Source organism: Alkalithermobacter thermoalcaliphilus JW-YL-7 = DSM 7308 (assembly GCA_001584565.1).
GTDB classification, from domain to species: domain Bacteria; phylum Bacillota; class Clostridia; order Peptostreptococcales; family Peptostreptococcaceae; genus Alkalithermobacter; species Alkalithermobacter thermoalcaliphilus.
In genome coordinates this window covers 80,491-94,379 of record LSFY01000001.1, presented here as the reverse complement: position 1 = coordinate 94,379, position 13,889 = coordinate 80,491, and the positions used below count along the sequence as shown (strand labels likewise).

Below are 13,889 nucleotides of genomic sequence, written 5' to 3'. Positions count from 1 at the left end.
TTATTGGTGGGATCAACAGGGATCGAACCTGTGACCCCCTGCTTGTAAGGCAGGTGCTCTCCCAGCTGAGCTATGATCCCACTTTATTTGGTGACCCATAGGGGATTCGAACCCCTGTTACCGCCGTGAAAGGGCGGTGTCTTAACCGCTTGACCAATGGGCCATTGGTTGCGGGGGTAGGACTTGAACCTACGACCTTCGGGTTATGAGCCCGACGAGCTGCCAACTGCTCCACCCCGCGATGTTGTGGTGCCGAGGACCGGAATCGAACCGGTACGGTCTGTAAGGACCGCAGGATTTTAAGTCCTGTGCGTCTGCCAGTTCCGCCACCTCGGCATTTTATTGGCTCCAAGGGTGGGACTCGAACCCACAACCTATCGGTTAACAGCCGAGTGCTCCACCATTGAGCTACCTTGGAACACAAACTGGCTACGTCCTACTCTCCCAGGAGGCTTCCCTCCAAGTACCATCGGCGCAAAGGAGCTTAACTTCTGTGTTCGGAATGGGAACAGGTGTATCCTCCTTGCTATAGTAACCAGATTCATTATCTTGAGAACATTTAATATATTATCACACTTTTGTGTTTGTGTCAACATATTTTTTAGCACACTCAAAACTGCATAGCATTTTTGGTCAAGTCCTCGACCTATTAGTACTCATAAGCTAAACACATTGCTGTGCTTACACCTTGAGCCTATCAACCAAGTAGTCTTCTTGGGGTCTTACCTTAAAAAGTGGGAAATCTTATCTTGAGGGTGGCTTCGCGCTTAGATGCTTTCAGCGCTTATCCAGTCCATACATAGCTACCCAGCTGTGCCACTGGCGTGACAACTGGTGCACCAGAGGTATGTCCATCCCGGTCCTCTCGTACTAAGGACAGCTCCTCTCAAATTTCCTACGCCTGCGACGGATAGGGACCGAACTGTCTCACGACGTTCTGAACCCAGCTCGCGTACCACTTTAATGGGCGAACAGCCCAACCCTTGGGACCTACTACAGCCCCAGGATGTGATGAGCCGACATCGAGGTGCCAAACCTCCCCGTCGATGTGGACTCTTGGGGGAGATCAGCCTGTTATCCCCAGGGTAGCTTTTATCCGTTGAGCGATGGCCCTTCCACTCGGTACCACCGGATCACTAAGCCCGACTTTCGTCCTTGCTCGACCTGTATGTCTTGCAATCAAGCTCCCTTTTGCCTTTACACTCTATGCACGATTTCCGACCGTGCTGAGGGAACCTTTGGGCGCCTCCGTTACTTTTTAGGAGGCGACCGCCCCAGTCAAACTGCCCACCTGACAGTGTCCCAAGACCGGATTCACGGCCTGTGGTTAGAATCCCAATACTACAAGGGTGGTATCCCAAGGATGGCTCCACCGAAACTGGCGTCCCGGCTTCTTGGCCTCCCACCTATCCTGTACATGTAGTATCAAGATCCAATGTCAAGCTACAGTAAAGCTCCATGGGGTCTTTCCGTCCTGTCGCAGGTATCCAGCATCTTCACTGGAATTACAATTTCACCGAGTCCCTTGTTGAGACAGTGCCCAAATCGTTACGCCTTTCGTGCGGGTCGGAACTTACCCGACAAGGAATTTCGCTACCTTAGGACCGTTATAGTTACGGCCGCCGTTTACTGGGGCTTAAGTTCAGTGCTTCGCAAAAGCTAACACATCCCCTTAACCTTCCAGCACCGGGCAGGCGTCAGCCCCTATACATCATCTTTCGATTTAGCAGAGACCTGTGTTTTTGGTAAACAGTCGCTTGGGCCTATTCTCTGCGGCCTCCTCGGGCATACACCCTAACGAGGCACCCCTTCTCCCGAAGTTACGGGGTCATTTTGCCGAGTTCCTTAACAAGGGTTCTCTCGCTGGCCTTAGGATTCTCTCCTCACCTACCTGTGTCGGTTTGCGGTACGGGCACCTCTTACCTCGGTAGAGACTTTTCTTGGCAGCATGAAATCAGCTACTTCGCTACTTAAATTCGCTCCCCATCACACCTTAGGATATGTTAAGACGGATTTGCCTATCTTAACTCCCTTGATGCTTGGACCTACGCGACCAGCGGTAGGATAGCCTATCCTTCTGCGTCATCCCATCCCTCAAACGGTAATTGGTGGTACAGGAATCTCAACCTGTTGTCCATCGCCTACGCCAATCGGCCTCGGCTTAGGTCCCGACTAACCCTGAGCGGACGAACCTTCCTCAGGAAACCTTAGGTTTTCGGCCCGTGGGATTCTCACCCACGTCTCGCTACTCATGCCAACATTCTCTCTTCTCTAAAGTCCACTAATCCTTACGGTTTAGCTTCAGCCCTTAGAGAATGCTCCCCTACCCATCCTTACGGATGCCGTAGCTTCGGTGATGAGTTTTAGCCCCGGTAATTTTCGGCGCAGGATCACTCGACCAGTGAGCTATTACGCACTCTTTAAATGAATGGCTGCTTCTAAGCCAACATCCTGGTTGTCTGTGCAATCCCACATCCTTTTCCACTTAACTCATACTTAGGGACCTTAGCTGACGGTCTGGGCTGTTTCCCTCTTGACTATGAATCTTATCACCCATAGTCTGACTCCCGAGCAAAAGAATAAGGCATTCGGAGTTTGATAGTCTTCGGTAACCCAAAGGGCCCCTAGGACAGTCAGTGCTCTACCTCCTTTTCTCTAAGCTCGAGGCTAGCCCTAAAGCTATTTCGGGGAGAACCAGCTATCTCCAAGCTCGATTGGAATTTCACCGCTACCCACAGCTCATCCCCGCACTTTTCAACGTGCGTGGGTTCGGACCTCCACGAAATTTTACTTTCGCTTCATCCTGTCCATGGGTAGGTCGCCTGGTTTCGGGTCTACGGCAAGTAACTAAAACGCCCATTTAAGACTCGCTTTCGCTGCGGCTCCAGACCTTAAGTCCTTAACCTTGCTACTTACCGTAACTCGTTGGCCCGTTCTACAAAAAGTACGCGGTCACACTAAAAATGTGCTTCCACAGCTTGTAGGCACAGGGTTTCAGGTTCTATTTCACTCCCCTCCCGGGGTTCTTTTCACCTTTCCCTCACGGTACTATGCGCTATCGGTCACCAAGTAGTATTTAGCCTTGGGGGGTGGTCCCCCCTGCTTCCCACAGGGTTTCACGTGTCCCGTGGTACTCTGGAGTATGCTCAAAAGGTTTCGTGTTTAATCTACAGGACTGTTACCTTCTGTGGTGGGCCTTTCCAGACCTCTTCGACTACACTACTAACTTTCTAAAGAGCATATCCGCAACCCCTATAAAGCGAAGCTTTATAGGTTTGGGCTAATCCCCTTTCGCTCGCCGCTACTTAGGGAATCGAATTTTCTTTCTCTTCCTCAGGGTACTTAGATGTTTCAGTTCCCCTGGTTCCCCTCCTTAGACTATGTATTCATCTAAGGATACCTAGACATTACTCTAGGTGGGTTTCCCCATTCGGAAATCTCCGGATCAAAGGTTGCTTGCACCTCCCCGAAGCTTATCGCAGCTTACCACGTCCTTCATCGGCTCTTGGTGCCAAGGCATCCGCCCTGCGCCCTTAATAACTTGACCAGCTATAATGCTATGCAATTTTCAAAGTGCTAAAGCACTTTAACTAAGTGCTAATTGGTGGAGATGAGGAGGATCGAACTCCTGACCCCCTGCGTGCAAGGCAGGTGCTCTCCCAGCTGAGCTACATCCCCACGTTTTCAGCAATGAACGCTGAAAACTAAACAGCAGGTAAAACTCCTTAGAAAGGAGGTGATCCAGCCGCACCTTCCGATACGGCTACCTTGTTACGACTTCACCCCAGTCATCGATTTCACCTTCGGCAGCCCCCTCCTTGCGGTTAGGTAGCTGACTTCGGGTGCCCCCGACTCCCATGGTGTGACGGGCGGTGTGTACAAGACCCGGGAACGTATTCACCGCGGCATTCTGATCCGCGATTACTAGCAACTCCAGCTTCATGCAGGCGAGTTTCAGCCTGCAATCCGAACTGAGACCAGCTTTAAGGGATTAGCTCAGCCTCACGACCTTGCAGCCCTCTGTACTGGCCATTGTAGCACGTGTGTAGCCCTAGGCATAAGGGGCATGATGATTTGACGTCATCCCCACCTTCCTCCGAGTTATCCTCGGCAGTCCCTTTAGAGTGCCCAACTTAATGCTGGCAACTAAAAGTAAGGGTTGCGCTCGTTGCGGGACTTAACCCAACATCTCACGACACGAGCTGACGACAACCATGCACCACCTGTCACCTCAGTCCCCGAAGGGAAGGCTCCGATTAAGGAGCTGCCTAAGGGATGTCAAGCCTAGGTAAGGTTCTTCGCGTTGCTTCGAATTAAACCACATGCTCCGCTGCTTGTGCGGGTCCCCGTCAATTCCTTTGAGTTTCACTCTTGCGAGCGTACTCCCCAGGCGGAGTGCTTAATGCGTTAACTACGGCACCGAGAGGGGTAACTCCCGACACCTAGCACTCATCGTTTACGGCGTGGACTACCAGGGTATCTAATCCTGTTTGCTCCCCACGCTTTCGTGCCTCAGCGTCAGTTGCAGTCCAGAGAGCCGCCTTCGCAACTGGTGTTCCTCCCAATATCTACGCATTTCACCGCTACACTGGGAATTCCACTCTCCTCTCCTGCACTCAAGCCCAACAGTTTCAAAGGCTTACTACGGTTGAGCCGTAGCCTTTCACCTCTGACTTGAAGGGCCGCCTACGCACCCTTTACGCCCAGTAATTCCGGATAACGCTAGCCCCCTACGTATTACCGCGGCTGCTGGCACGTAGTTAGCCGGGGCTTCCTCCTTGAGTACCGTCAGAATTCTTCCTCAAGGACAGAACTTTACGACCCGAAGGCCTTCATCGTTCACGCGGCGTTGCTGCATCAGGCTTTCGCCCATTGTGCAATATTCCCCACTGCTGCCTCCCGTAGGAGTCTGGACCGTGTCTCAGTTCCAGTGTGGCCGATCACCCTCTCAGGTCGGCTACCCATCGTCGCCTTGGTAGGCCGTTACCCCACCAACTAGCTAATGGGACGCGGGCCCATCCTGTACCGCAAAAACTTTGATCAAAAGAAGATGCCTTCCTTTGATATCATCTTGTATTAGCACACCTTTCGGTGTGTTATCCAAGTGTACAGGGCAGGTTACCCACGCGTTACTCACCCGTCCGCCGCTGAGGCAATACTTAACATTCAATACTCATCATGTGTTATGCTTTATTTTGCGTAAAGCTCGCTATCGCGTGCTTGACGCGGCTAGCTAATAATCTTTTTAGATAAATACTCAATGTTAAGCATTGCCTCCGCTCGACTTGCATGTGTTAGGCACGCCGCCAGCGTTCATCCTGAGCCAGGATCAAACTCTCAAATATAACTTTTATATTTAGTAACTGGCTTAATTACCTGCTGTTTAATTTTCAAAGTTCATTGTGAAGATGGTAGCGGCAACTAGATTCGAACTAGTGACCTTTCGGGTATGAACCGAACGCTCTAGCCAACTGAGCTATGCCGCCATGTATGGTGCCCAGAGGCGGAATCGAACCACCGACACGGGGATTTTCAGTCCCCTGCTCTACCGACTGAGCTATCTGGGCAAGTGGTGGGCCTTCAGGGACTCGAACCCCGGACCTGCCGGTTATGAGCCGGACGCTCTAACCAACTGAGCTAAAGGCCCCTATCACTTGTGGTGGGCTTAGCTGGACTCGAACCAGCGACCTCACGCTTATCAGGCGTGCGCTCTAACCGCCTGAGCTATAAGCCCGCATATTTTGGTCGAGGTGGAGGGACTCGAACCCCCGGCCCCATGGTCCCAAACCACGTGCGCTACCAAACTGCGCTACACCTCGTTTTTCTGGCGGAGAAGGAGGGATTTGAACCCTCGCGCCCCTTGCGAGACCTACTCCCTTAGCAGGGGAGCCTCTTCAGCCACTTGAGTACTTCTCCATTATGGCGGAGGGGGTGGGATTCGAACCCACGGCCCCTTGCGGAGTCACTGGTTTTCAAGACCAGCTCCTTAAACCACTCGGACACCCCTCCTTAGTTGGTGACCCATCCGCGACTCGAACGCGGGACACCCTGATTAAAAGTCAGGTGCTCTACCTACTGAGCTAATGGGTCTTATTAAGTTGGCTGGGGATGCTGGACTCGAACCAGCGAATGCAGGAGTCAAAGTCCTGTGCCTTACCGACTTGGCGAATCCCCAAAATCATGGCGTGCCTGAAGGGATTCGAACCCCTGACACGTGGCTTAGAAGGCCACTGCTCTATCCAGCTGAGCTACAGGCACATATTGGAGCGGGTGAAGGGGATCGAACCCTCGCAGCCGGCTTGGAAGGCCGGAACTCTACCACTGAGCTACACCCGCATGTCCATCTTGCTTGGTGGGCTTAGCTGGACTCGAACCAGCGACCTCACGCTTATCAGGCGTGCGCTCTAACCGCCTGAGCTATAAGCCCGCATATTTTGGTCGAGGTGGAGGGACTCGAACCCCCGGCCCCATGGTCCCAAACCACGTGCGCTACCAAACTGCGCTACACCTCGACTTATCATAGACTCAATATTGTATTTTGGCAGGGGTGGCAGGACTTGAACCCACGGCATACGGTTTTGGAGACCGTCGTTCTACCAACTGAACTACACCCCTAAGTTGGTGGGCCTTCAGGGACTCGAACCCCGGACCTGCCGGTTATGAGCCGGACGCTCTAACCAACTGAGCTAAAGGCCCTTGTTTAATTTGGTGGAGGGGACTGGATTCGAACCAGTGAAGGCGTTGCCAACAGATTTACAGTCTGCCCCCTTTGGCCACTCGGGAACCCCTCCTAATTTGGAGCTGGTGATGGGACTCGAACCCGCAACCTGCTGATTACAAGTCAGCTGCTCTGCCAATTGAGCTACACCAGCATATTGAATTTTGGCGACCTGGAAGGGACTCGAACCCTCGACCTCCAGCGTGACAGGCTGGCATTCTAACCAACTGAACTACCAGGCCATTTTATTGGTGGGATCAACAGGGATCGAACCTGTGACCCCCTGCTTGTAAGGCAGGTGCTCTCCCAGCTGAGCTATGATCCCACTTTATTTGGTGACCCATAGGGGATTCGAACCCCTGTTACCGCCGTGAAAGGGCGGTGTCTTAACCGCTTGACCAATGGGCCATTGGTTGCGGGGGTAGGACTTGAACCTACGACCTTCGGGTTATGAGCCCGACGAGCTGCCAACTGCTCCACCCCGCGATGTTGTGGTGCCGAGGACCGGAATCGAACCGGTACGGTCTGTAAGGACCGCAGGATTTTAAGTCCTGTGCGTCTGCCAGTTCCGCCACCTCGGCATTTTATTGGCTCCAAGGGTGGGACTCGAACCCACAACCTATCGGTTAACAGCCGAGTGCTCCACCATTGAGCTACCTTGGAACACAAACTGGCTACGTCCTACTCTCCCAGGAGGCTTCCCTCCAAGTACCATCGGCGCAAAGGAGCTTAACTTCTGTGTTCGGAATGGGAACAGGTGTATCCTCCTTGCTATAGTAACCAGATTCATTATCTTGAGAACATTTAATATATTATCACACTTTTGTGTTTGTGTCAACATATTTTTTAGCACACTCAAAACTGCATAGCATTTTTGGTCAAGTCCTCGACCTATTAGTACTCATAAGCTAAACACATTGCTGTGCTTACACCTTGAGCCTATCAACCAAGTAGTCTTCTTGGGGTCTTACCTTAAAAAGTGGGAAATCTTATCTTGAGGGTGGCTTCGCGCTTAGATGCTTTCAGCGCTTATCCAGTCCATACATAGCTACCCAGCTGTGCCACTGGCGTGACAACTGGTGCACCAGAGGTATGTCCATCCCGGTCCTCTCGTACTAAGGACAGCTCCTCTCAAATTTCCTACGCCTGCGACGGATAGGGACCGAACTGTCTCACGACGTTCTGAACCCAGCTCGCGTACCACTTTAATGGGCGAACAGCCCAACCCTTGGGACCTACTACAGCCCCAGGATGTGATGAGCCGACATCGAGGTGCCAAACCTCCCCGTCGATGTGGACTCTTGGGGGAGATCAGCCTGTTATCCCCAGGGTAGCTTTTATCCGTTGAGCGATGGCCCTTCCACTCGGTACCACCGGATCACTAAGCCCGACTTTCGTCCTTGCTCGACCTGTATGTCTTGCAATCAAGCTCCCTTTTGCCTTTACACTCTATGCACGATTTCCGACCGTGCTGAGGGAACCTTTGGGCGCCTCCGTTACTTTTTAGGAGGCGACCGCCCCAGTCAAACTGCCCACCTGACAGTGTCCCAAGACCGGATTCACGGCCTGTGGTTAGAATCCCAATACTACAAGGGTGGTATCCCAAGGATGGCTCCACCGAAACTGGCGTCCCGGCTTCTTGGCCTCCCACCTATCCTGTACATGTAGTATCAAGATCCAATGTCAAGCTACAGTAAAGCTCCATGGGGTCTTTCCGTCCTGTCGCAGGTATCCAGCATCTTCACTGGAATTACAATTTCACCGAGTCCCTTGTTGAGACAGTGCCCAAATCGTTACGCCTTTCGTGCGGGTCGGAACTTACCCGACAAGGAATTTCGCTACCTTAGGACCGTTATAGTTACGGCCGCCGTTTACTGGGGCTTAAGTTCAGTGCTTCGCAAAAGCTAACACATCCCCTTAACCTTCCAGCACCGGGCAGGCGTCAGCCCCTATACATCATCTTTCGATTTAGCAGAGACCTGTGTTTTTGGTAAACAGTCGCTTGGGCCTATTCTCTGCGGCCTCCTCGGGCATACACCCTAACGAGGCACCCCTTCTCCCGAAGTTACGGGGTCATTTTGCCGAGTTCCTTAACAAGGGTTCTCTCGCTGGCCTTAGGATTCTCTCCTCACCTACCTGTGTCGGTTTGCGGTACGGGCACCTCTTACCTCGGTAGAGACTTTTCTTGGCAGCATGAAATCAGCTACTTCGCTACTTAAATTCGCTCCCCATCACACCTTAGGATATGTTAAGACGGATTTGCCTATCTTAACTCCCTTGATGCTTGGACCTACGCGACCAGCGGTAGGATAGCCTATCCTTCTGCGTCATCCCATCCCTCAAACGGTAATTGGTGGTACAGGAATCTCAACCTGTTGTCCATCGCCTACGCCAATTGGCCTCGGCTTAGGTCCCGACTAACCCTGAGCGGACGAACCTTCCTCAGGAAACCTTAGGTTTTCGGCCCGTGGGATTCTCACCCACGTCTCGCTACTCATGCCAACATTCTCTCTTCTCTAAAGTCCACTAATCCTTACGGTTTAGCTTCAGCCCTTAGAGAATGCTCCCCTACCCATCCTTACGGATGCCGTAGCTTCGGTGATGAGTTTTAGCCCCGGTAATTTTCGGCGCAGGATCACTCGACCAGTGAGCTATTACGCACTCTTTAAATGAATGGCTGCTTCTAAGCCAACATCCTGGTTGTCTGTGCAATCCCACATCCTTTTCCACTTAACTCATACTTAGGGACCTTAGCTGACGGTCTGGGCTGTTTCCCTCTTGACTATGAATCTTATCACCCATAGTCTGACTCCCGAGCAAAAGAATAAGGCATTCGGAGTTTGATAGTCTTCGGTAACCCAAAGGGCCCCTAGGACAGTCAGTGCTCTACCTCCTTTTCTCTAAGCTCGAGGCTAGCCCTAAAGCTATTTCGGGGAGAACCAGCTATCTCCAAGCTCGATTGGAATTTCACCGCTACCCACAGCTCATCCCCGCACTTTTCAACGTGCGTGGGTTCGGACCTCCACGAAATTTTACTTTCGCTTCATCCTGTCCATGGGTAGGTCGCCTGGTTTCGGGTCTACGGCAAGTAACTAAAACGCCCATTTAAGACTCGCTTTCGCTGCGGCTCCAGACCTTAAGTCCTTAACCTTGCTACTTACCGTAACTCGTTGGCCCGTTCTACAAAAAGTACGCGGTCACACTAAAAATGTGCTTCCACAGCTTGTAGGCACAGGGTTTCAGGTTCTATTTCACTCCCCTCCCGGGGTTCTTTTCACCTTTCCCTCACGGTACTATGCGCTATCGGTCACCAAGTAGTATTTAGCCTTGGGGGGTGGTCCCCCCTGCTTCCCACAGGGTTTCACGTGTCCCGTGGTACTCTGGAGTATGCTCAAAAGGTTTCGTGTTTAATCTACAGGACTGTTACCTTCTGTGGTGGGCCTTTCCAAACCTCTTCGACTACACTACTAACTTTCTAAAGAGCATATCCGCAACCCCTACAAAGCGAAGCTTTATAGGTTTGGGCTAATCCCCTTTCGCTCGCCGCTACTTAGGGAATCGAATTTTCTTTCTCTTCCTCAGGGTACTTAGATGTTTCAGTTCCCCTGGTTCCCCTCCTTAGACTATGTATTCATCTAAGGATACCTAGACATTACTCTAGGTGGGTTTTCCCATTCGGAAATCTCCGGATCAAAGGTTGCTTGCACCTCCCCGAAGCTTATCGCAGCTTACCACGTCCTTCATCGGCTCTTGGTGCCAAGGCATCCGCCCTGCGCCCTTAATAACTTGACCAGCTATAATGCTATGCAATTTTCAAAGTGCTAAAGCACATCGCCAACGAAATCAAAGATTTCCGTTGCTCAAAGTGCTAGTGCAGTTTAACTAAGTGCTAAACTCTCAAAATCAAACAGCAGGTAAAACTCCTTAGAAAGGAGGTGATCCAGCCGCACCTTCCGATACGGCTACCTTGTTACGACTTCACCCCAGTCATCGATTTCACCTTCGGCAGCCCCCTCCTTGCGGTTAGGTAGCTGACTTCGGGTGCCCCCGACTCCCATGGTGTGACGGGCGGTGTGTACAAGACCCGGGAACGTATTCACCGCGGCATTCTGATCCGCGATTACTAGCAACTCCAGCTTCATGCAGGCGAGTTTCAGCCTGCAATCCGAACTGAGACCAGCTTTAAGGGATTAGCTCAGCCTCACGACCTTGCAGCCCTCTGTACTGGCCATTGTAGCACGTGTGTAGCCCTAGGCATAAGGGGCATGATGATTTGACGTCATCCCCACCTTCCTCCGAGTTATCCTCGGCAGTCCCTTTAGAGTGCCCAACTTAATGCTGGCAACTAAAAGTAAGGGTTGCGCTCGTTGCGGGACTTAACCCAACATCTCACGACACGAGCTGACGACAACCATGCACCACCTGTCACCTCAGTCCCCGAAGGGAAGACTCCGATTAAGGAGCTGCCTAAGGGATGTCAAGCCTAGGTAAGGTTCTTCGCGTTGCTTCGAATTAAACCACATGCTCCGCTGCTTGTGCGGGTCCCCGTCAATTCCTTTGAGTTTCACTCTTGCGAGCGTACTCCCCAGGCGGAGTGCTTAATGCGTTAACTACGGCACCGAGAGGGGTAACTCCCGACACCTAGCACTCATCGTTTACGGCGTGGACTACCAGGGTATCTAATCCTGTTTGCTCCCCACGCTTTCGTGCCTCAGCGTCAGTTGCAGTCCAGAGAGCCGCCTTCGCAACTGGTGTTCCTCCCAATATCTACGCATTTCACCGCTACACCGGGAATTCCACTCTCCTCTCCTGCACTCAAGCCCAACAGTTTCAAAGGCTTACTACGGTTGAGCCGTAGCCTTTCACCTCTGACTTGAAGGGCCGCCTACGCACCCTTTACGCCCAGTAATTCCGGATAACGCTAGCCCCCTACGTATTACCGCGGCTGCTGGCACGTAGTTAGCCGGGGCTTCCTCCTTGAGTACCGTCAGAATTCTTCCTCAAGGACAGAACTTTACGACCCGAAGGCCTTCATCGTTCACGCGGCGTTGCTGCATCAGGCTTTCGCCCATTGTGCAATATTCCCCACTGCTGCCTCCCGTAGGAGTCTGGACCGTGTCTCAGTTCCAGTGTGGCCGATCACCCTCTCAGGTCGGCTACCCATCGTCGCCTTGGTAGGCCGTTACCCCACCAACTAACTAATGGGACGCGGGCCCATCCTGTACCGCAAAAGCTTTGATCAAAAGAAGATGCCTTCCTTTGATATCATCTTGTATTAGCACACCTTTCGGTGTGTTATCCAAGTGTACAGGGCAGGTTACCCACGCGTTACTCACCCGTCCGCCGCTGAGGCAATACTTAACATTCAATACTCATCATGTGTTATGCTTTATTTTGCGTGAAGCTCGCTATCGCGTGCTTGACGCGGCTAGATGATAACCTTTTTTAGATAAATACTCAATGTTAAGCATTGCCTCCGCTCGACTTGCATGTGTTAGGCACGCCGCCAGCGTTCATCCTGAGCCAGGATCAAACTCTCAAATATAACTTTATATATTTAGTAACTGGCTTAATTACCTGCTGTTTAATTTTCAAAGTTCATCTTTGCTTGTCTTAGCGACAAGTAATAATATATCATCTTTCATTGTTTAAGTCAACATTTTTTTGTTGTTATTTTTTGGAGCGGGTGAAGGGGATCGAACCCTCGCAGCCGGCTTGGAAGGCCGGAACTCTACCACTGAGCTACACCCGCATATTCTTTTGTGTCTGGCACGTGTAATAATATATCATGCATAAAGTTTTGTGTCAATATATTTTTAAATATTTTTTTGTTGTATTTTGTGCCCATATTATATTAGCAATTATACATTCTTGACATTCTCTTATATCTTTAAATACAAAAAGGATAGACTTTAAAGTCTATCCTCTAGATAGTTAATTTAATATACTATATTAACATACCTGCTATTGTAGCTGTTAAGAACGCAGCAACAGTACCTCCAATTAAAGCTTTAACTCCTAATTGAGCTAAATCCTTTCTTCTATTTGGAGCTAATGATCCTATTCCACCTACTTGTATAGCTATAGAAGCAAAGTTAGCAAATCCACATAATGCATAAGTTAGTATTACTATTGTTCTTGGAAGCAATGTTCCATTTGCTATATGATCAGCTAACTGTGCATAGGCAACAAACTCGTTTATAACTGTTTTTTGTCCAAGTAAAGAACCTGCAGTAACTATATCTTGAGTTGGTACTCCCATAACAAATGCAAATGGTGCAAATAAATATCCTAAGATATTTTCTAAAGTTAATCCTTGTATTCCTACAAGATTTCCTATAGATTCAAATCCTACATTTATCATAGCTATCAAAGAAACAAAAGCTAAAAGCATAGCTGCAACATTTAATGCAAGTTGAAGTCCTTCTGATGCACCTCTAGCAGCTGCATCTATTATGTTAGCATCTATCTTTTCTATTTCAAACTTAACTTCACCTTTAGTAACAGGTTCTTCAGTTTCTGGAACTATTATTTTAGCAGCAACTAAAGCAGCTGGAGCAGACATTACCGATGCAGCAAGTAAGTGTCCTGCACTAACTCCCATTCCAACGTATCCTGCCATAACTCCTCCAGCAACAGTAGCCATACCTCCTACCATTACTGCAGCTAGTTCTGATCTTGTCATTTTCTCAATGTAAGGCTTTATAACAAGTGGAGCTTCTGTTTGTCCAACGAATATATTAGCAGCTGATGATAAAGATTCAGCTCCAGAAGTTCCCATAAATTTAGCCATAACGCCTGCTATATGTTTAATTATAAACTGCATAACTCCTAAGTGATATAATACCGCCATAAATGCTGAGAAGAATATTATAGTTGGTAATACTTTAAATGCAAATATAAAACCAACAGCTTCAACATTTACTAAGTTTCCAAATAAAAACTCTGCTCCGTGTCCACTAAAGTCTAATAGTGCAGTTATTATGTCTGATAATTTTTGGAATATCGCTTGTCCTATCTTAGTTTTTAAGATTACAAATGCAAATATTACTTGCATTAATATTCCTATCGTTACTAGTTTAAAGTCGATTTTCTTTTTGTTCTCTGATACTAAATAACAGCAACCAAGTAAGATAAATATACCTAGAAAACTTATTAACCTTTCCATTTT

Annotated in this window: 1 protein-coding gene, 30 tRNA genes and 6 rRNA genes; all 37 read right to left on the bottom strand. The window is 49.8% G+C overall.

Going from position 1 to position 13,889, the window contains the following annotated elements; all coding sequences use genetic code 11:
* Positions 1–4 precede the first annotated feature (4 nt).
* Positions 5–80: transfer RNA gene (locus tag JWYL7_RS00670), tRNA-Val, on the bottom strand.
* Between the two features lie 8 nt (positions 81–88).
* Positions 89–163, bottom strand: a tRNA-Glu gene (locus tag JWYL7_RS00665).
* A 2-nt stretch (positions 164–165) separates the two neighbouring features.
* A tRNA-Met gene (locus tag JWYL7_RS00660) sits at positions 166–241 on the bottom strand.
* A 6-nt stretch (positions 242–247) separates the two neighbouring features.
* Positions 248–336: transfer RNA gene (locus tag JWYL7_RS00655), tRNA-Leu, on the bottom strand.
* A 7-nt stretch (positions 337–343) separates the two neighbouring features.
* A tRNA-Asn gene (locus tag JWYL7_RS00650) sits at positions 344–418 on the bottom strand.
* 5 nt (positions 419–423) lie between these two features.
* A 5S ribosomal RNA gene (rrf, locus tag JWYL7_RS00645) occupies positions 424–540 on the bottom strand.
* Between the two features lie 89 nt (positions 541–629).
* Positions 630–3,547, bottom strand: a 23S ribosomal RNA gene (locus tag JWYL7_RS00640).
* Positions 3,548–3,602: 55 nt separating this feature from the next.
* Positions 3,603–3,678, bottom strand: a tRNA-Ala gene (locus JWYL7_RS00635).
* A 51-nt stretch (positions 3,679–3,729) separates the two neighbouring features.
* Positions 3,730–5,345: ribosomal RNA gene (locus tag JWYL7_RS00630) — 16S ribosomal RNA — on the bottom strand.
* Together the 16S, 23S and 5S rRNA genes with 29 tRNA genes alongside form the textbook arrangement of a ribosomal RNA operon.
* A 64-nt stretch (positions 5,346–5,409) precedes the next feature.
* A tRNA-Met gene (locus tag JWYL7_RS00625) sits at positions 5,410–5,486 on the bottom strand.
* A 5-nt stretch (positions 5,487–5,491) separates the two neighbouring features.
* Positions 5,492–5,567, bottom strand: a tRNA-Phe gene (locus tag JWYL7_RS00620).
* A gap of 3 nt (positions 5,568–5,570) precedes the next feature.
* A tRNA-Ile gene (locus JWYL7_RS00615) sits at positions 5,571–5,647 on the bottom strand.
* A gap of 10 nt (positions 5,648–5,657) precedes the next feature.
* Positions 5,658–5,734, bottom strand: a tRNA-Ile gene (locus JWYL7_RS00610).
* A gap of 8 nt (positions 5,735–5,742) precedes the next feature.
* A tRNA-Pro gene (locus JWYL7_RS00605) sits at positions 5,743–5,819 on the bottom strand.
* Positions 5,820–5,825: 6 nt separating this feature from the next.
* Positions 5,826–5,916, bottom strand: a tRNA-Ser gene (locus tag JWYL7_RS00600).
* Between the two features lie 4 nt (positions 5,917–5,920).
* A tRNA-Ser gene (locus JWYL7_RS00595) sits at positions 5,921–6,009 on the bottom strand.
* Positions 6,010–6,014: 5 nt separating this feature from the next.
* Positions 6,015–6,090 (bottom strand) — tRNA-Lys (locus JWYL7_RS00590).
* Positions 6,091–6,099: 9 nt separating this feature from the next.
* Positions 6,100–6,175, bottom strand: a tRNA-Gln gene (locus JWYL7_RS00585).
* Between the two features lie 6 nt (positions 6,176–6,181).
* A tRNA-Arg gene (locus JWYL7_RS00580) sits at positions 6,182–6,258 on the bottom strand.
* A gap of 4 nt (positions 6,259–6,262) precedes the next feature.
* A tRNA-Gly gene (locus JWYL7_RS00575) sits at positions 6,263–6,336 on the bottom strand.
* 14 nt (positions 6,337–6,350) lie between these two features.
* Positions 6,351–6,427: transfer RNA gene (locus JWYL7_RS00570), tRNA-Ile, on the bottom strand.
* A gap of 8 nt (positions 6,428–6,435) precedes the next feature.
* Positions 6,436–6,512, bottom strand: a tRNA-Pro gene (locus tag JWYL7_RS00565).
* Between the two features lie 27 nt (positions 6,513–6,539).
* Positions 6,540–6,615 (bottom strand) — tRNA-Trp (locus tag JWYL7_RS00560).
* A gap of 4 nt (positions 6,616–6,619) precedes the next feature.
* Positions 6,620–6,696: transfer RNA gene (locus JWYL7_RS00555), tRNA-Ile, on the bottom strand.
* A gap of 10 nt (positions 6,697–6,706) precedes the next feature.
* Positions 6,707–6,791: transfer RNA gene (locus tag JWYL7_RS00550), tRNA-Tyr, on the bottom strand.
* A 5-nt stretch (positions 6,792–6,796) separates the two neighbouring features.
* Positions 6,797–6,872: transfer RNA gene (locus JWYL7_RS00545), tRNA-Thr, on the bottom strand.
* 11 nt (positions 6,873–6,883) lie between these two features.
* A tRNA-Asp gene (locus tag JWYL7_RS00540) sits at positions 6,884–6,960 on the bottom strand.
* Between the two features lie 7 nt (positions 6,961–6,967).
* Positions 6,968–7,043: transfer RNA gene (locus JWYL7_RS00535), tRNA-Val, on the bottom strand.
* A gap of 8 nt (positions 7,044–7,051) precedes the next feature.
* Positions 7,052–7,126: transfer RNA gene (locus tag JWYL7_RS00530), tRNA-Glu, on the bottom strand.
* A gap of 2 nt (positions 7,127–7,128) precedes the next feature.
* Positions 7,129–7,204 (bottom strand) — tRNA-Met (locus tag JWYL7_RS00525).
* Between the two features lie 6 nt (positions 7,205–7,210).
* A tRNA-Leu gene (locus JWYL7_RS00520) sits at positions 7,211–7,299 on the bottom strand.
* A 7-nt stretch (positions 7,300–7,306) separates the two neighbouring features.
* Positions 7,307–7,381 (bottom strand) — tRNA-Asn (locus JWYL7_RS00515).
* A 5-nt stretch (positions 7,382–7,386) separates the two neighbouring features.
* Positions 7,387–7,503, bottom strand: a 5S ribosomal RNA gene (rrf, locus tag JWYL7_RS00510).
* 89 nt (positions 7,504–7,592) lie between these two features.
* Positions 7,593–10,510 (bottom strand): 23S ribosomal RNA (locus JWYL7_RS00505).
* A gap of 136 nt (positions 10,511–10,646) precedes the next feature.
* Positions 10,647–12,263, bottom strand: a 16S ribosomal RNA gene (locus JWYL7_RS00500).
* A 133-nt stretch (positions 12,264–12,396) separates the two neighbouring features.
* A tRNA-Gly gene (locus JWYL7_RS00495) sits at positions 12,397–12,470 on the bottom strand.
* Between the two features lie 195 nt (positions 12,471–12,665).
* The gene (locus JWYL7_RS00490) at positions 12,666–13,886 is read right to left on the bottom strand and encodes a NupC/NupG family nucleoside CNT transporter (protein WP_066067440.1); all 1,221 of its coding nucleotides are present in this window, start codon (positions 13,884–13,886) and stop codon (positions 12,666–12,668) included.
* Positions 13,887–13,889 lie beyond the last annotated feature (3 nt).

Coding starts and splice junctions, on each gene's coding strand:
- JWYL7_RS00490 (WP_066067440.1), bottom strand. CDS start 13,886: ATGGAAAGGTTAATAAGTTTTCTAGGTATATTTATCTTACTTGGTTGC.